Raw genomic sequence first — 18237 nt, forward strand, 5'->3', positions numbered from 1 at the left:
GGGCTGTTTTATTACAGCCCGGCGGTGGCCGAACATAATACCCGGCAACTGCAACAGCTGCTGGCTGAACGGGATGAAGATCCGGACGAAGAACAAGAAGACGCAGAGCCCTTCTCCGAAGACGACCCGCAGATAGCGGGGGAATTCAGTATCGAATTCTCTGAAGAAGCCTTTGATTCCCTGACAGCCCACAACCGCCAGCAGACAGAAGAGTGGCAGGCGCTGAAAAAGCGCTGCCGGCAATATTCGGGGCTGCCGGTGCGTATCGGTAATATTGTTCCGGCGCGCCCGCCGGAGCCCTGACCCAACCACCGGACATAGCGACTCTGCAGAGAACTGTGGCATGATAGCCAGCGGACAGCCGGCAATCAGGGAGAACTCATGAAACCAGTCACACTGTATGATGTTGCAGACCTTGCAGGGGTCTCATACCAGACCGTCTCAAGGGTGGTTAATCAGGCCAGCCATGTTTCGGCGCGGACCCGCGAGAAAGTCGAAGCGGCGATGGCTGAACTGAACTATATCCCCAACCGGGTCGCTCAGCAGTTGGCAGGAAAACAGTCCCCGCTGATTGGCGTAGCAACCACCCACCTGGCACTGCATGCCCCCTCCCAGATTGTCGCCGCCATTAAATCCCGTGCTGACCACTGTTCTGCCAGTGTGGTTATCTCCATGATTGAACATGCCGGATTGCAGGCCTGTAAAGCGGCCATTTATCACCTGCTGGCACAACGGGTGACCGGAATTATCGTTAACTTTCCACTGGATGATGATGATGCGCGGGAAGTGGCCAATGCCTGCGGCAACGTCCCGGTGCTGTTCCTGGATGTTTCAGACAGTGCCCCGGTCAACAGCATCATTTTCTCCCACCAGCAGGGACCGCAACTGGCAGCAGAATATCTGTTAGCGCAGGGCCATCAGCAGATTGCACTGCTCAGTGGCCCCGAAAGTTCGGTCTCCGCCAGGCTAAGACGCAGCGGCTGGCTGTCATCCCTTGCCCGCCAACAGCTACAACCGGTCGCCGAATTGCAGGGTGACTGGAGCGCCATGTCGGGCTTTTTACAAACCCGGCAGATGCTGGAGCGAGGTATCCTGCCGGGTGCCATGCTGGTTGCCAATGATCAGATGGCGCTCGGTGCCATGCGGGCTATCTGCGAATATGGTTTACAGGTTCCGGCTGATATTTCGGTGATTGGCTACGATGATACCGATGACAGCTGCTGCTATATTCCGCCTCTCACCACCATTCGTCAGGACTTTCCGTTGCTCGGCAAAACCAGCGTTGACCGGCTGTTGCAGTTATCGCGTGGCGAACAGGGCACTGAAAACCAGCAACTGCCCGTCAGCCTGGTGGTACGTCATACCGTACAGCCACCGGGCCGTGATGCCGTCTCTACCAGAGAGCTTTCCGCTTCACTGATCCGTCTGGCCCGCCAGGTCTCGCGCCTCCCCTCCGGTGAATAAATTAATGTGAGTCAGTTCACTGACCGGGCAGTTGCTGCTTTACAGAAAACAGTACCGGGACCTATGTTTTAGAAATTGTGAGCGGATAACAATTTCTAAGGATTGCGGTAATGACACAGAACGGTGACACCCTGGACGCGGTACTGGCCCTGAACCACTGGCAAAATCCGGCCATCACCCAGCTCAACCGGCTGGCGGCACACCCGCCCTTTAGTAGCTGGCGTTCCACTCAGGCAGCGGCAGAAGATCGGCCGTCAGACAGTCTGCGCAGCCTGAATGGCCAGTGGCAGTTCCGCCTGTTTAACCGGCCGCAGGATGTCCCCGACAGCTGGCGGCTGGCCGATCTGCCTGACAGCCGCGAGCTCCCTGTGCCTTCTAACTGGCAGATGCAGGGCTACGACACCCCGATTTACACCAATGTCACCTACCCGTTTCCGGTCGATCCTCCCCGGGTGCCGGAGAACAATCCGACAGGTTGTTACTCGCTCACATTCAAAGCCGATGCGCAGTGGCTGCAGCAAGGCCAGACAAGAATCATCTTTGAAGGGGTGAATTCGGCATTTTATCTGTGGTGTAACGGCCGACTTGTCGGCTACGGCCAGGACAGCCGTCTGCCTTCTGAATTTGACCTGACTGATTATCTGCAACAGGGTGACAACCGGCTGGCGGTGATGGTGCTGCGCTGGTGCGACGGCAGCTATCTCGAAGACCAGGATATGTGGCGAATGAGCGGTATTTTCCGCGATGTCACCCTGCTGCATAAGCCGGAAACCCGGATCAGTGATTACCGGATCACCACCCGACTGAATAACGATTTCAGCGCCGCAGAGCTGGCAGCGGAGATCCATTTACAGGGGAATATCAGCCCTGATCTGCAACTGACCCTGCAACTCTGGCAGCAGGATCAGTTGATTGGCGAGGTCAGCGGGGTTCCCGGCAGCGATATCGTGGATGAACGTGGTCGTTATGCCGAACGTACCACGCTGCGGATTCCGGTCACGCAACCGGCCCTGTGGAGTGCCGAAGACCCGCAACTGTATCGTGCCGTGATCCTGTTAGCGTCCGCAGACGGGCAACTGACTGAAGCCGAAGCCTGCGATGTCGGGTTCCGTGAAGTGACTATCCGCAACGGTCTGTTATTACTCAACGGGCAACCGCTGCTGATCCGCGGGACCAATCGCCATGAACATCACCCGCTCAACGGTCAGGTGATGGACAGAGAGACCATGGTTACCGATATTTTGCTGATGAAGCAGCATAATTTTAACGCGGTGCGCTGCTCCCACTACCCTAACCATCCTCTGTGGTACCGGCTGTGTGATTATTATGGCCTGTATGTGGTGGATGAAGCGAATATCGAAACCCACGGTATGGTGCCGATGAACCGGCTGACCGATGATCCTGACTGGTTACCGGCGATGAGCCAGCGTGTCACGCGAATGGTACAACGGGATCGTAACCATCCCTGCATTATTATCTGGTCACTGGGTAACGAGTCCGGACATGGTGTCAACCACGATGCGCTGTACCGCTGGATCAAATCTGAAGATCCGTCACGACCGGTACAGTACGAAGGCGGCGGCGCAGACACCGCAGCCACCGATATTATCTGCCCGATGTATGCGCGGGTGGATCAGGATCAACCCTTCCCGGCGGTACCTAAATGGTCGATCAGGAAATGGCTGTCACTGCCGGGCGAACATCGCCCGTTGATCCTGTGTGAATATGCCCATGCGATGGGCAACAGCCTGGGAGGTTTTGCCCGTTACTGGCAGGCATTTCGCCAGTATCCCCGGTTACAGGGGGGCTTCGTCTGGGACTGGGTGGATCAGTCACTGATTAAATACGATGACCAGGGTCAACCCTGGTCAGCCTACGGCGGTGATTTTGGGGATACGCCCAATGACCGTCAGTTCTGTATGGATGGCCTGGTCTTCGCCGACCGTACGCCGCACCCTTCGCTATATGAAGCGAAGCATGCACAACAGTTTTTCCGTTTTCATCTGCTGCCGGGCCAGCCACGTCGCCTGCAAATCGACAGTGAATACCTGTTCCGTCACACCAGTAACGAACAACTGCGGTGGCGTTTCGCTCAGGATGGACGACCCCTGGCCGAAGGAGAGCTGACACTGGATATCGAGCCGCAGAGCAGCCAGATAATTAAACTGCCGGACGTTTCACTGGTGGAGGGTAACGGTCAGCTGTGGCTGAATGTCGAAGTTTTCCAGCCACAGGCGACCCAATGGTCAGAAGCCTTGCATATCAGCGGCTGGCAGCAGTGGCTACTGGAAGAGAGAGTGGCGGAACCCCTGAGTACCACTGACGGCGAGGCCCCGCAACTGAGTACCACCGACACTATGTTCAGCGTGACTGCCGGGAACCGCCGCTGGGAATTCAGCCGTGAAGCCGGGGTTCTCAGCCAGTATTTTATCGATGCACAGCCGCAGTTACTGAGCGCCCTGACGGACCAGTTTACCCGGGCGCCGCTGGATAATGATATCGGGGTCAGTGAAGCCCACCGGATTGACCCTAATGCCTGGGCTGAGCGCTGGAAAGCGGCCGGGCACTACGCCGCAGAACCGGTGCTGCTGCAGTGTAGCGCTGAACAACTGAGCGACGCGGTGCTGATAACTACCCTGCATCACTGGCAGCATCAGCACATCACCCTGTTTATCAGCCGCAAACAGTGGTGGATCGATACGGCGGGTGACCTGCAAATTACCGTCGATGTTGACCTGCCTGGCGGTGGCACCCCGCCGGCCAGAATCGGCCTGACGTGCCAGTTGTCACAGGTAGCTGAAAGGGTTAACTGGCTGGGACTCGGACCACATGAAAACTATCCGGATCGTCTCAGTTCAGCCCGCGTTGATCGCTGGGATCTGCCGCTGGCTGAACTGTATACCCCGTATGTTTTTCCGTCGGAGAACGGTCTGCGCTGTGCGACCCGGCAACTAGGCTATGGCAGCCATCAGTGGCAGGGAGATTTTCAGTTCAACCTGAGCCGTTACAGCCAACAGCAGTTGGCAGAGACCAGCCATCACCATCTGCTGTCACCAGAGGCAGGAAGCTGGCTGAATATTGATGGTTTCCATATGGGGATCGGTGGTGATGACTCCTGGAGCCCGTCAGTCGCGCCTGAGTATTTGCTCACGGCTCGTCATTACCATTATCAGATTGTCTGGGGCAGAAATAATCACCATTAATCCTTTGCCGGCAGTGTTCATCACTGCCGGTAGTGCGGCGCAAGGAAACGATTATGTACTATTTACGTAACACTAATTTCTGGATCTTCGGCAGCTTCTTTTTCTTCTATTTCTTTATTATGGGAGCCTACTTTCCGTTCTTCCCGATCTGGCTGCACGATATAAACCATATCAGTCAGGAAGATACCGGGATGATCTTTGCCTCGATTTCACTGTTCTCGCTGTTGTTTCAGCCGGTCTTTGGCCTGCTGTCAGACAAATTAGGGCTGCGTAAACATCTGCTGTGGGTGATCACCGGTATGCTGGTGATGTTTGCCCCGTTCTTTATTTATGTGTTCGGCCCGCTGCTGCAATACAACGTATTACTGGGTTCGATTGCCGGGGGGATTTACCTCGGCTTTATCTATAACGCCGGTGCCCCTTCGATTGAAGCCTATATCGAGAAAGTCAGCCGCCGCAGCCAGTTTGAGTTTGGCCGGGCGCGGATGTTCGGTTGTGTGGGCTGGGCCATCTGCGCCTCAATCACAGGGATTATGTTTAACATCAATAACCAGTTTGTATTCTGGCTGGGGTCGGCTTGTGCGGTAATCCTCGCACTGTTGCTGTTTTTCTCACGGACCACCAGCTCCTCTTCTGCCGTAGTCGCCAATGCAGTGGGGGCTAATCCGTCGGCATTCAGCCTGAAGCTGGCGCTGGAGTTATTTAAACAACCGAAGCTGTGGTTCCTGTCGTTATACGTGATTGGCGTGTCCTGCACCTATGACGTTTTCGATCAGCAGTTTGCTAATTTCTTTACCGGATTTTTTAGCAGCCCCGCCAAAGGCACCCAGGTGTTCGGCTATGTCACGACGCTGGGCGAACTGCTGAACGGATTAATCATGTTTTTTGCGCCGTTGATTGTGAACCGGATTGGCGGGAAAAATGCCTTATTGCTGGCGGGAGCCATCATGTCCGTCAGGATCATCGGTTCGTCATTTGCCACCAATGCCGTGGAAGTGGTGGTGCTGAAAACACTGCATATGTTTGAGATCCCTTTCCTGATTGTCGGCTGTTTTAAATACATTACCAGTCAGTTTGAAGTCCGCTTTTCGGCGACTATCTATCTGGTCTGCTTCTGTTTCTTCAAACAACTGGCGATGATTTTTATGTCTTATCTGGCCGGTGTGATGTACCAGAATATCGGCTTTAAAGGGGCCTATCTGGTACTGGGGCTGATTGCGCTGTGCTTTACCCTGTTGTCACTGTTTACCCTGAGCCAGCAGAAAAACGTCAATCTGACTGCCGCCCCCCTCCCCGGAAAATAGTCCCCGGGCCCCGGTCTCTGTGGAAGCGTTCCGGGGCCGACCCGAACCTCAGACGCCGGGGGGATGCCCCTCCCCCGGATGCGTCAATAAAATTTAAAATACCTTTTAATTTCAATCGCTTATCGTTATTCATCTGCCGCAAAACGATTGCCGGAATTGTTCTAATTTGTCGTGGAAAAACTGTGCCACTATGGGGATTCTGCGCAATGCGCGACATGTCTGGTAAGGAGAAGTGATGAGCACATTAGAGGTTCCACAGGCCGCCGATATTTACGTGAATTCTTCTGAACCCCTGGCTCCGTTGCCACTACCGTCGGTCCCGGCACAGATTATCCGCAGTGATCAGCAGGCGATTGAGGTTGCAGAACAACTGGCAGAACAATTCGCCGTTGGAGCCGCCCGGCGTGACCGCGAAGGGATACTGCCGGTGGCCGAACTGGAGGCATTTTCACAAAGCGGATTGTGGGGCATCAATGTGCCAAAAGCTTATGGCGGCGCGGAAGTCTCTTACGCGACCGTGGCACGGGTGATTTCCATTATCTCGGCGGCAGATTCCGCATTAGGGCAAATCCCGCAGAACCATCTGGCGGGGGTGGCCCATCTGATTGCTGATGGCAGCGAAAGCCAGAAACAACGGCTGCTGGCCGGCGTATTACGCGGTGAACGCTGGGGTAATGCCTTTTCCGAAAAAGGCTCGAAAACCGTGGCCGATTTCCGGACGACCCTGACCAGGCACGGTGATCATCTGCGGGTGAATGGCGAGAAATTTTATGCCACCGGTGCCCTGCTGGCGCACAAGGTACATACCGTGGCTGTCGATGAACAGGGGCTGGTACAACTGGTGGTTCTTAACCGCAACAGTGCAGGGCTGACGGTCATTAATAACTGGTCCTCGTTTGGTCAGCGTACCACCGCGTCCGGTAGCGTCGTGCTGGATAATGTCCGGGCTACAGAGGAAGATGTGATTCCGGTCTGGAAAGCCTTTGACCGTCCTACCGCTGCCGGCGCGATCTCGCAGATTATCCAGGCGGCGGTCGATGCCGGTATCGCCCGTGGCACCCTCGCTGATACCGTGAAATTTATTAATGAAAAATCCCGCCCGTGGATCGACAGTGGTCAGGAAAAGGCCTCGCAGGATATCTTCACCATCGCGGCGATTGGTGACCTGAAAATCCGACTGCATGCCGCAGAGTCGCTGTTATGGCGGGCAGGACAACTGATTGATGAAGCCTTAAAACAGCCGAATGAGCAGACCGTGGCGGCAGCTTCTGTGGCGACCGCCGAAGCCAAAGTGCTGACCACCGAAGTGGCATTACAGGCCGGAAATAAACTGTTTGAGCTGGCAGGAACACGCTCAACGCTGGAGGAATTTAATCTGGATCGCCACTGGCGTAATGCGCGTACCCATACGCTGCACGACCCGGTGCGCTGGAAATATTTCCATGTGGGAAACTACTATCTGAACAATATTAACCCGCCACGCCATGCCTGGAACTGAATCATCACCACCGCCCCGCAGGGCGGTGTTTCAGGTTCAGCGCCGCGCCTGTGCGGCCGGATGAGTCGCCGGTAACCGCGCAGACTGACCAAACAACTTTTCGCGGAAAGTCCCCGGCGGGTAAGCCGTTTTGTAACGGTCACGCTGCTGCAATTCCGGAACCACCAGATCGATAAAATCAATATAACTCTGCGGATTCACGATCCGCGTCAGATTAAAACCATCGATCCCGGTCTCATCCACCCATTTCAGCAACTGATCCGCTACCTGCGAAGGAGATCCGACGATCAGCGTATAGCGCCCGCCCAGAGCGTGCTGTTCCAGTAAGCGCCTGGGCGTCCAGCCATCAAAGGCTTTGCTGACCGATTCAATCGCCCGTGTAGGACCACTGCTGACCGGTTGGTCGAGGCCGAATTGTGCAAAATCGATACCCACAGAACTGGAAAAATGGGCCAGACCTGCCTCCGGGCTGGCATAACGCAGATATTCCTGGTGTTTGCTGCGAGCCTCCGCCTCGGTGGCGGCAACAATCACCGAAACGCCCATAAACACCTTGATATCCTCCGGCTGTCGTCCCTGTTCGCGGGCGGCCTGACGCAGTTTTTCAACCTGAGCCCGGGTTCCCTGCAAGCTACCGCCACTGACAAAAGTGCATTCCGCATGTTGTGCGGCAAACCGGCTGCCCCGTTCGGAACTGCCGGCCTGGAACAACAACGGTGTGCGCTGCGGTGAAGGCGATGACAGGTGATAACCCTCCAACTGATAAAATTCCCCATGATGGCGGATCGAATGAATTTTTTGACTGTCGGCGTACAACCGCCGCTGCTTATCGGCCAGTACCGCATCATCCTCCCAACTTCCCTCCCACAGCTGATAACTCACCTCAAGGAACTCATCGGCCTGATCATAACGGCGATCGTGCCCCGCCAGCTGAGCCTGACCCATCGCCCGTGCCGCGCTGTCCAGATAGCCGGTGACAATATTCCAGCCAATCCGCCCCCCGGTCAGATGGTCGAGCGTCGAGAAACGCCGGGCAAATGGATAAGGCGCTTCATAACTCAGGTTAGCGGTGACCCCGAACCCAAGGTGTTGCGTCACACTGGCCATCGCCGGGATAAGCAGTAACGGGTCATTGACCGGCAACTGGATAGATTCACTGGCCGTCAGGGCAATCCCCTGCTGATAAACATCATAAACCCCGAGAATGTCGGCAATAAACAACCCGTCGAACAATCCCCGTTCCAGGGTTTTTGCCAGTTCCAGCCAGTAATTCAGCGAGTTAAAATCCACCGATAGATCCAGTGGATGGGTCCACATCCCATGATGAATATGACCGACACAGTTCATATTGAACGCATTAAGCAGTACCTGTTTTCCGGGCTGACTCATATTGTTCCCCTGCGTGGCGGCAACACACCATTCAACAGATAGTTACCGATAATCGGATACTTCCAGCGGACCGGATCATGCAGAGTATGGGTACGGGCATTGCGCCAGTGACGATCCAGATTGTGTTCACGCAATGCAGAACGGGTGCCGGACAGTTCAAACAGCAGGTTACCGGCTTGCAAAGAGACATCTGTCGTCCAGGCCCGCGCGGCCGCCACCTGCAGCGAGGCTTCGGCCACACTACCTGCATCCGGAGCTGCCTGCGCAGCATCTATCGCCTGACCTGCGGTACTGAGCAGTGCATCGCCCCCCTGCAACCGGGCAGCCAGCAGACCGATTCTGTCAAGGGTCAATGGGTCATCGGCGGCCCGTTCCAGCCCGGAGTCCGGCCAGGGCCGGGCCTGCTGACGGATAAAACCAAGCATGTCGTTAAATGCCGCCCGGGCAATCCCCTGGTCTATCGCCGCATGAATAATCTGGGCGAACGGCCCGACCGTGGTCGGCCGTTCAAAGGCAGTGGAGAATGGCACGATATCTTCGCCTTCAATCACCACCTGCTCAAAGACCACGGAACCGCTGCCGGTGGTGCGCTGACCAAAGCCAGACCAGTCATCTATCACCGTGACCCCGGACTGATGACGGGACACAAATACCAGCTGATCGTTGCCATTTTCGTCCCGTGCGGCTGTCGGAATGCGGTCCGCGAACAATGCCCCGGTGGCATAAAATTTTCGACCCTGTAGTCGGTAGTGATCGCCCTGCGGCAGAATAGAGGTGGAACGTTGATGGGCTGCCGGGGAACTGAACTCTGCCAGCGCATTTCCCAGATGGACCCCGGCCAGTACTTCGGCATACAGCCGTTGCTGTTGCTGAGGGCTGCCGTTAACCCGCAGCACTTCCAGCGCATAATAATGATTTTGCGGCACCTGACCGATAGCACTGTCGGCCTCGCTGATAATCGCCGTCACCTCTGCCAGCGTGGCGGTCGACACCCCAGCCCCGCCAAAGCTTTTCGGGACGGTAATGCCCCCCAGACCGGAGGCAAAAAACTGTTCCAGCTCACGAACCGGCAGAATTCTGTCCCGATCACGGAGCGCCGATCCGCTGCGGATAGCATCCGCCAGTTCCCGGGCGACGTGGATAGCCTGCTGTGGGGAGGTAATCACTGCGGCGGGGTGTTTCGGGCTTACCTGACTCACTGTCATGATGGCGTCCTTATATCCAGGCATGGCGTACAGGTTCAACGCCGTTAAGGTAATAATTTCCAAGGGTATGCTGCTTCCAGCGCACCGGATCGTGCAGGGTATGAGTGCGGGCGTTGCGCCAGTGGCGATCTAAGCCATGCTGTTCCAGGGTCGCGCGGCTGCCACCCCATTCCAGGAGTTTTTCACTCACCTGTAATGCCGCTGCGGTGGTCAGTACCTTGGCACCGGCCACCGCAATCGATGCCCGTGCGGCGGTCGCGGCATCCAGTTGCGCAGGGTCAATGCTATCCAGCACTGCGGCGGCCTGTCGGAGCGTGGCCTCTGCCGCCAGTAAGTCGACATACACCCGTCCGACATCCGCCTGCAACTGGCTATCGTCAGCATTGCGCTCAACCCCGGCATCCACCCACGGCCGTGACTGGTGAAGGATAAATTCCCGGGCTTCTTCAAACGCACCACGCGCAATACCGGCATCTATCGCGGCCTGAATCAGCTGAGAAACCGGACCTCGCAGCGAAGGCTTATCGGTAGCGGGAACCGCCACCAGCCAGTTGGGATCGACTGCCACCTCCTGCAAGCGCATGGTGCCGCTGGCAGTGGTACGCTGACCGATGCCTGACCAGTCGTCGATGATTTGCAGCCCCTCAGCAGGCAGCGGAATAAAGGCCAGCAAGGCTTTACCCTGGTCATCAATGGCGGTGGTGGCCGCGATATCGGCAAATAACGCTCCGGTAGAGTAAAACTTTTCACCGGTCAGTCGCGGTCCCTCCGCGGTATAACGTAGCCTGGCCAGTACCTCACGGGTATGACGAGCCCCTTTTTCCGGACCACCATTACCAATGCGGTAGCCCGCGACCACCCGGTCAAACAGCTGTTGTTTTTGCAGTTCTGTGCCTTCATCCCGCAGATACTGAATCAGACCAAAATGATTCTGCGGGATCTGTCCCAGCGAAGGATCGACGACGGAGATGATGCGGAACACCTCCGCCACCGTGGCGTAAGATAATCCGCCTCCGCCATAGTGGCGCGGTACCAGAATGCTCCCCAGCCCTGAACTGCTGAAGAGTGCCAGTGCTTCCTGCGGGTAAATTCGTTGGCGATCCCGTTTCACCACATCGGTTGCCGCCAGCGCCGCGACGGCCCGGGCCGCCTCGATCGCCTGCTGCTCACCGGTAATCACTGCAGCCGGTTCCGGCAGCCGCCGGGTTTGCTGTTGTGTCATCTGTAATCCCCTACTCACCGTTACCGATTTGCCAGATAAAGGTGGGCTGATGCGAGTTCACTTCCCAGTCCCCCACGTTACGGGCTTTATAAATCACCGGATTGTGGGAAGAGACCGTGCGGGCATTGCGCCAGTGACGATCCAGCGCCTTACTGACCCGGGTATCGGAAGCTCCCAGGGCGTTAAACAGCTCCGTCGCCGCGCGCGGTATCAGTTCGGAGGCAATCACCTGGGCTCTGGCCGCATCGACTTCGGCATCGATATTCGCCTGTAAAACAGCCGCTTCATCAGCACTGTCGTGCAGTTCCCAGGCACGTTGCAGGGAATGCGTCGCCTGTTGCACCGCGGCCTCCACGGCGAATGACCAGGACGAAATTTGTCCCACCACCTGTAAAACCTGCGGATCCTGTCTCACCTGAGGGGCATTACCGTGGCTGTAGATACGTTTCCGGGCAGCGACGCCTTGTGCAGCATCGCGGGTGACAGCGCGACCAATACCGGCCAGGGTGACTAATAACACATGCTGGTAAAAGGCGGTCTGATAACGGAAACGATCGGCAAAATCATAGACATGTTCAGCTTCTACACTGGCCTGATTAAACCGGGTGGTACCGCTGCCGGTCAGACGTTGTCCAAAACCATCCCAGTCATCTTCCCGCTCCACCGCTGGCTGGTGGGTACTGACTATCGCGATCACATCGCCGTTATTGTCATTGCGCCGTGCAAAAACATCGATCCAGTCAGCGTACAGTGTGCCGGTGCTGTAAAATTTATGGCCATCAAGCTGCCAGCCCTGCTCTGCCTTTGTTACCCGGGTCACCACTTCCCCCAGCTTAATGTCACCGGTTTCCGTCCAGCCACTTCCCACCAGTTCCCCGTCGGTAAAACGGCGGAACCAGCGACGCCGGTCTTCGCTGTCCGGCTGATTCAGCCGGTCTTCGACAAAGGCAAAATGGGCACGCAGTGCCTGAGGCAGGTTTGAGTCGGCTTCCGCCAGTTCGGTCAGCAGCCGGAAGAGTTGCGGCAAGCTGACGCCAAAACCGCCCTGTTCCACCGGAATCCGCAGTGCACCGAACCCGGCCTCTTTCAGCCAGCGTACCGGTTCATTCGCCAGTTGGCGGTTGATTTCACGTTCGGTTGCCCCGGCGGCTATCCGGGTAAAAATCGGGCGGAATTTCGCCGCAATGGTTTCATAATCAGGAATCTGTGGTTCAGACATGGGATTCTCCTTGTGCAGCATGATCATCAATGTCATGACGGGTAGGTTCAAAACGGACAGCCAGCAGGAAAATAATCGGAATAATGGCCGCCAGAGAGACAATCCAGAACATATTGGTGCCAAACGATGCCTGCAAAATCGGCAGAATAAACAGCGCCAGCGCACTTCCAATCCCGGATAGCGAACGGGCGAAGCCCACTCCGGTGGCACGGATATGTGTCGGGTAAGAGAGAGCCGGATAAATCATCATCTGTGCTCCGGGGCCGAATCCTTCCGCGAACAGCCACAGACCGAGCATCAGAATGGCAAACACCACCCCGACCAGTACTGTGGGGTGCCCGATCAGTGCCAGCGAAACCAACGCAATAAACTGCAGGGCAAACCCGGCAATCGCCACATGGCGCGAAGGAAATCTCCAGGCCAGGCGCATCCCCAGCAATCCGCCGGTAAAGGCAAACAAGGCATTCAGCCCCAGCGAAGCCGAAATGGTTTCAAACACCCCGGCACCAAGGAACTGCGCCAGGATTGAGGGCAGGAAGAAGGCGATGGCGGTGTATTCGAAGGAGATACAGATGTTCATTACCGCGGCGACCAGGGTACGTTCGCGATACGGTTTCCGGAACAGCACACGGAAGCTGACTTTAGGCGGAGATTTTTTCTCTGCCTGCGGCGGGGCGGCTTCATGAGCCTTAATACCGTAAGAATCACGCAGGATGCGTACCGCACCACTCAGATCCCCCTGGTTGGCGGCCCACAACGGCGATTCGTTCATAAACTTGCTGCGTACGGCAATAATTAATAACGCTGGTACCGCCCCGAACAACAGCGAAGCGCGCCACAGCCAGTCGATATGCGCCTGTGGCAGCACAAAATAGAGTCCGAAGATAATCAGGAAACAGACCGAAGAGGCGGCGTACCACATCGGACACCAGGCCGCGAGCCGAGAGGCTTTGTTGCCTTTGCCGGTGAATTTCGAGAACTCCGCCAGATAAGCCATGGCGACCGGCAGGTCAATGCCGACACCAATCCCCATCAGAAAACGGGCGCCGATCAGTACCCAGACATTGGGTGCCAGTCCTGCGGCTATCGCAGATACCACAAAGAACAGCATATCGGCCATAAATACCGAATAGCGGCCATATTTATCGGTTAGCCAGCCGCCGAGCAGATTACCGATGATGGTGCCCACCATAATTGAAGAGGTCACTACGCCGGTCAGAGTGGGTGTCAGCCCAAACTCTTTCACCACATCATCAATACCGTAGGAGAGCGTCGTCAGGTCATAGGCGTCGAGGAAAACACCGCCCAGAGCCAGAAAAACGATGAATCTGGCATAGCTGTTTTTCCGGCTGCCCGCATGACGGTTAATCAGCCTTGCTACATCACCGACCGAACTGACCGGCGATGAATGAGACGACGGCACCAGCAGACCGCCATCAGTGTTTATTGTGCTCATAGAACCCTCGTCTTTTTGTAATAGGCTGTCTGCAAAGCGCAGAAGCTGCAGATGATAAGACGATTTATAAGCTGCAAGGCCCGGAAAGACAAACAACAAATATTGCTATAAAATTCAATATAATCAATAAGTTATTCTGTATTTTGGCCACAAAAAAACGCCAGGCGACCTGTCCGGCCACCCGCGGTTAACTGATTGTCCTTAAAGGGGTTTAGTCACCGGAAACGGGGACCAGAACTCCATGAACCAGTGGATCATCGGTCTGCTTCAGCCACTGTTGCAGACGCGGATCGGCAAAGGCTTTCTCCAGCTGAATAATATTTTTGTCTTTCAGATACGGGGTGCCAATCACCAGCTGTGAGGCAAAGGTTTTTGGCGCCGGAGGGAATAAAATACCCTTGTCGCGCGGGACTTTACCGGCATCAAACTGCGACACATAACCAATAGCCGCATCCACCGAATTCAGCGCCCGTGGGATGGTCAGCAGATCGAGTTCCTTAAATACAAAATGATGCGGATTCTGCTTAATATCGGCCAGTTTTGCCGTTCGCGGCTCTACCGACGGGTCCAGACCAATCAGGCCGATACGGCTCAGCAGCCACAGTGCCTGCCCCTGGTTAGCACCATCATTCGGCACCACGATCACCGCACCATCCGGTAACGCCTGCACCGACGGATATCTGTCGGAATAGAGACCGAACGCCCACTGGAACAGTGGCTCCGTCGGGGTCAGCGCGAAATTATTCGCCTCGGCCACCTGCTTAAGCCACCACTTATGTTCATGAACAGTGGCAGCATATTGCCCGTCTGCCACCGCCCGGTTGGCCTGCACTGAATCCTGCAATCCTACCGCGACGATTTTGATGCCATAGTCCGGGGCAATATGCTGAGCCACGTACTCAATCACTTTCTGTTCTCCGGCCATCGCCGGTTCAAAGTGAACTTTCAGTGTGCTGCCAAAGGTCACCGTTTGCTGCTGGCGGGAGGTAAAGTGCCAGGCGAGGGCAGCTATCACTATCACCGCCACCAGCAGCACGATTTTCGGCCAGGTTTTCTTCTGTTTAATTTCAAAGTTGTGCTGAGTCATGATGAATGTCTGCCTTTCGCATGCTGGAGAGCGGCGACCAGGCGGTCACCGGTAAACTGAATAATCTGAATCGTGGCAATCAGCACGATAATGGTGGCTATCATGATGTGATGGTCAAAACGCTGATAGCCATATACCACCGCCAGATAGCCTATGCCTCCGGCACCGATGGTCCCGGCAATCGCCGAATACTCAATCATCGAGATCAGGTTGAGTACAATTCCGGCCACAATGGCCGGCAGGGCCTCACTAAGCTGGGCGCCGCAGATGATCTGCCAGGGGGACCCTCCCGAGACCAGGCCAACGGCCGTCACTTCCGCAGGCAGTTCACGCAGCGCGTTCTCTACCAGCCGGGCAAAAAACGGGGTGCCGGCGACAATCATCGGCACCACCGCCGCCGGAATACCGATGGTGGTGCCGGTCAGCCAGTAAGTGAACGGGATAATGGCCGCCATCAGTACCAGAAACGGCAGCGAACGTCCCATATTTACCAGCCAGCTCAGCACATGATTGAGACGCGGCCGCGGGAATAACCCGTGACGGGAGGTATTAAATAACACCACCCCGGTCAGACCGCCGAGGCTTACCACAAATAACATCACAATCCCCACCATCAGCCAGGTTTGCAGATAGGCCGGGAGCATCAGGGTATGGATCTGGCTCCAGGGAGTATCCTGGCTCATTACATCAACCGGTTTCATACCGCCTCCTGTAACGCATTCCGGGTCTGAATCACCCCGGCATTGATCCCCAACCGGAACAGATGACCCAGCAATTGCTCTGTGTCGATGTTGTGACGGGTAAAACGCACAGCGACCTGCATCCGTCCCGCCAGCCGGCCATCGACCTGTTCGACATGGGCTGCCAGCAGATCGATGTGTAACCCATACTGCTGACTCAGCTGGCTTATCCAGTCTGCGGCCAGCGGACGGTCGCCATAACTGAGTTGCAACAGTAAATCCCCCTGCCCGTCTGCCGGTGTCAGTGGGAATAACTGACGACTCAGCCGTGACCCGGGATCGGCCAGTAACTGCGTTAACGGCCCCTGCTGAATCAGCCGGCCATCCTGAATCTCTGCCACGGCATCCGCAGTACTGCGCACCACATCCATTTCATGAGTGATCAGCACAATCGCCAGCCCGTACTGGTCACGCAGTTGCCGCAGCAGACCAAGGATTGCAGCGGTTGACTGTGGGTCCAGGCCGGAGGTAGCTTCATCGGCCAACAGTACCCGGGGTTGCAGCGCCAGCGCCCGCGCGATGCCTACCCGTTGCCGTTGCCCCCCGGAAAGTTGCGCCGGATAATATTGTGCCTTGTCTGCCAGCCCGACATTCTCCAGCAACTCACCGACATGCTTTTTGATATCTCGCGGGACCACCCCCAGCCATTCCAGCGGCAAAGCCACGTTTTGCCACACCGTTTTACGTTGCAATAACGCGGAGGACTGGAATACCGTGCCGATAGCACGTCGTTCACGACGCAACGCTTCTCCTGACAGCCGCGACAAATCATTACCGTTGACCCGGATACTGCCGGAAGTGGGCTGTTCCAGCAGGCTGATGCAGCGGGCAAGTGTCGATTTCCCGGCGCCACTCGGTCCCAGTACCGCAGTAATCGAAGCCGGGGGTACCGTCAGCGAAATACCTTTCAGCACTTCGGTAACACCATTCGCACTGAGGTACTGCTTATGCAGATTGTCAATTTCGATCATTGGCAGATTCCTCAGGAGGCAGAGACCCGGTAACCGGCACCCGGATGGGGTGCCTGCAACCTTGGTCCCTGATTTAACAGCTTTTCACGCAACGTACCGGGCTGGTAATCCTGCTTGTATACCCCACGTTTTTGCAGCTCCGGCACCAACAGTTCCACCACGTCGCTGAAGGTCTCATGGGTCAGTGCATAGGCCAGATTGAAACCATCAACATCGGTTTCCTCTACCCAGCTTTGCAGTTCATCGGCCACCGTTTCGGCGCTGCCCACCAGCAGCGGACCGAACCCGCCAATACCCACCCAGTCAGCCAGTGCTTCGACCGTCCACTGTCGGTCAGGATCGGCGGTCGAGAAGGTTTCTACTGCCGACTGAATGGCATTGGTATGCAGGTGTTTCAGCACCTGATCCGGCCGGTATTCGCTGAAATCGATCCCTGTCCAGCCGGAGATCAACGTCAGAGCCCCTTCGTAGCTGACATACTTTTTGTAGTCCTGCCATTTGGCCCGTGCCTGCTGATCGGTTTCACCGACGATGACGGTCTGCAGATTGAAAATCAGCACACTGCGCGGGTCCCGCCCGGCCTCTTCGGCCCTGCGGCGGATATCTGCCACCGTTTTTTTCAGCAATACCTTTGACGGTGCGGCGACAAACACACATTCGGCATGTTCGGCGGCGAACTGTTTACCCCGGCTGGAGGCGCCGGCCTGATAGAGCACCGGAGTGCGCTGCGGTGAGGGTTCACACAGATGAATGCCCGGCACCTGGAAAAAATGCCCCTGGTGGTTAATCGGGTGGATTTTCTGCGGATCGCTGAAAATGCCGCGCTGCCGATCACGCAGTACCGCGTCATCTTCCCAGCTCCCTTCCAGTAGTTTGTAGACCACCTGCAAATACTCGTCGGCATAATCGTAACGGGCATCATGACCGGTCTGCGCTTTATGGCCGATATTACGGGCGCCGCTTTCCAGGTAAGAGGTAACAATGTTCCAGCCAACACGGCCTTTGGTCAGGTGGTCGAGCGTTGAAAGACGGCGGGCAAACGGATAGGGATGTTCAAACGAGAGTGAAGCCGTCAGGCCGAAACCAAGATGTTCGGTCACCAGCGCCATCGGGGTGATCAGCGCCAGAGGATCATTGACCGGCACCTGGGTGGCGTTACGAATCGCGGCATCGGAAGTGCCGTTATAAACATCGTAAATGCCCAGTACATCGGCAATAAACAGCCCGTCGAATTTACCGCGTTCCAGCAGACGTGCCAGATCGGTCCAGTATTCCAGATCTTTGTATTGCCATGAGCGATCCCGCGGATGGGCCCACAGTCCCGGTGACTGGTGACCGACACAGTTCATATCAAAGGCATTAATGCGAATTTCACGTTGCGAAGGCATAAGTACTCCCCGGGCCGAAGCGGGCAGCACTCAGCCGCCGGTTCACCCGTAATTGTTGTTGTCAGGAAAATGCAGGTTATTCAGGAAAGTC

14 protein-coding genes are annotated in these 18237 nt (G+C 56.2%); 5 read left to right on the forward strand and 9 right to left on the reverse strand.

Annotated features, from left to right (window positions below; translation table 11 throughout):
* Nucleotides 1–24: 24 nt before the first annotated feature.
* The 5 genes from B3Z23_RS14295 (at nt 25) to B3Z23_RS14315 (ending at nt 7469) form a co-directional block, all read left to right on the forward strand.
* Nucleotides 25–303: a hypothetical protein gene (locus B3Z23_RS14295; RefSeq protein ID WP_294911320.1), complete on the forward strand. Its 279-nt coding sequence runs from the start codon at nt 25–27 to the stop codon at nt 301–303.
* Between the two features lie 78 nt (nt 304–381).
* Nucleotides 382–1464, forward strand: coding sequence for a LacI family DNA-binding transcriptional regulator (locus tag B3Z23_RS14300; RefSeq protein ID WP_294911322.1), 1083 nt, complete (start codon nt 382–384; stop codon nt 1462–1464).
* Nucleotides 1465–1574: 110 nt separating this feature from the next.
* Complete coding sequence (locus B3Z23_RS14305) at nt 1575–4667, forward strand: beta-galactosidase (RefSeq protein WP_294911324.1); 3093 nt, start codon at nt 1575–1577, stop codon at nt 4665–4667.
* A 53-nt stretch (nt 4668–4720) separates the two neighbouring features.
* Nucleotides 4721–5971 carry an MFS transporter gene (locus B3Z23_RS14310; RefSeq protein ID WP_294911327.1) on the forward strand — a complete coding sequence of 417 codons (1251 nt, stop codon included), beginning with the start codon at nt 4721–4723 and terminating at the stop codon, nt 5969–5971.
* A gap of 235 nt (nt 5972–6206) precedes the next feature.
* Entirely contained in the window at nt 6207–7469 is a 1263-nt protein-coding gene (locus B3Z23_RS14315; protein ID WP_294911330.1) for an SfnB family sulfur acquisition oxidoreductase, read from the forward strand.
* 36 nt (nt 7470–7505) lie between these two features.
* Here the strand turns inward: B3Z23_RS14315 and B3Z23_RS14320 are convergent, their stop codons facing one another.
* The 9 genes from B3Z23_RS14320 to B3Z23_RS14360 all read right to left on the reverse strand — a co-directional run bounded on the left by B3Z23_RS14320 (nt 7506) and on the right by B3Z23_RS14360 (nt 18146).
* Nucleotides 7506–8858 (reverse strand): LLM class flavin-dependent oxidoreductase, encoded by a 1353-nt coding sequence (locus tag B3Z23_RS14320; RefSeq protein WP_294911333.1) that lies wholly within the window; start codon nt 8856–8858, stop codon nt 7506–7508.
* Nucleotides 8855–10063, reverse strand: coding sequence for an SfnB family sulfur acquisition oxidoreductase (locus B3Z23_RS14325; RefSeq protein WP_294911335.1), 1209 nt, complete (start codon nt 10061–10063; stop codon nt 8855–8857). The genes B3Z23_RS14320 and B3Z23_RS14325 overlap by 4 nt, the downstream gene beginning before the upstream one ends.
* 10 nt (nt 10064–10073) lie before the next feature.
* Complete coding sequence (locus B3Z23_RS14330) at nt 10074–11285, reverse strand: SfnB family sulfur acquisition oxidoreductase (RefSeq protein ID WP_294911338.1); 1212 nt, start codon at nt 11283–11285, stop codon at nt 10074–10076.
* A gap of 10 nt (nt 11286–11295) precedes the next feature.
* Nucleotides 11296–12504: an acyl-CoA dehydrogenase family protein gene (locus B3Z23_RS14335; protein WP_294911340.1), complete on the reverse strand. Its 1209-nt coding sequence runs from the start codon at nt 12502–12504 to the stop codon at nt 11296–11298.
* Nucleotides 12497–13960 (reverse strand): MFS transporter, encoded by a 1464-nt coding sequence (locus B3Z23_RS14340; RefSeq protein WP_294911343.1) that lies wholly within the window; start codon nt 13958–13960, stop codon nt 12497–12499. The genes B3Z23_RS14335 and B3Z23_RS14340 overlap by 8 nt, the downstream gene beginning before the upstream one ends.
* Before the next feature lie 211 nt (nt 13961–14171).
* Nucleotides 14172–15047, reverse strand: coding sequence for a MetQ/NlpA family ABC transporter substrate-binding protein (locus B3Z23_RS14345; RefSeq protein WP_294911346.1), 876 nt, complete (start codon nt 15045–15047; stop codon nt 14172–14174).
* Nucleotides 15044–15748, reverse strand: a complete 705-nt coding sequence (locus B3Z23_RS14350; RefSeq protein ID WP_294911349.1) for a methionine ABC transporter permease — start codon at nt 15746–15748, stop codon at nt 15044–15046. The genes B3Z23_RS14345 and B3Z23_RS14350 overlap by 4 nt, the downstream gene beginning before the upstream one ends.
* On the reverse strand, nt 15745–16758 hold the full coding sequence (locus tag B3Z23_RS14355) for a methionine ABC transporter ATP-binding protein (RefSeq protein ID WP_294911351.1): 1014 nt from the start codon (nt 16756–16758) through the stop codon (nt 15745–15747). The genes B3Z23_RS14350 and B3Z23_RS14355 overlap by 4 nt, the downstream gene beginning before the upstream one ends.
* 11 nt (nt 16759–16769) lie before the next feature.
* Nucleotides 16770–18146 (reverse strand): LLM class flavin-dependent oxidoreductase, encoded by a 1377-nt coding sequence (locus B3Z23_RS14360; RefSeq protein WP_294911353.1) that lies wholly within the window; start codon nt 18144–18146, stop codon nt 16770–16772.
* Nucleotides 18147–18237 lie beyond the last annotated feature (91 nt).

It is taken from the genome of Tatumella sp. UBA2305 (assembly GCF_002345795.1).
In the GTDB taxonomy this organism is placed as follows: Bacteria; Pseudomonadota; Gammaproteobacteria; order Enterobacterales; family Enterobacteriaceae; genus Tatumella; species Tatumella morbirosei.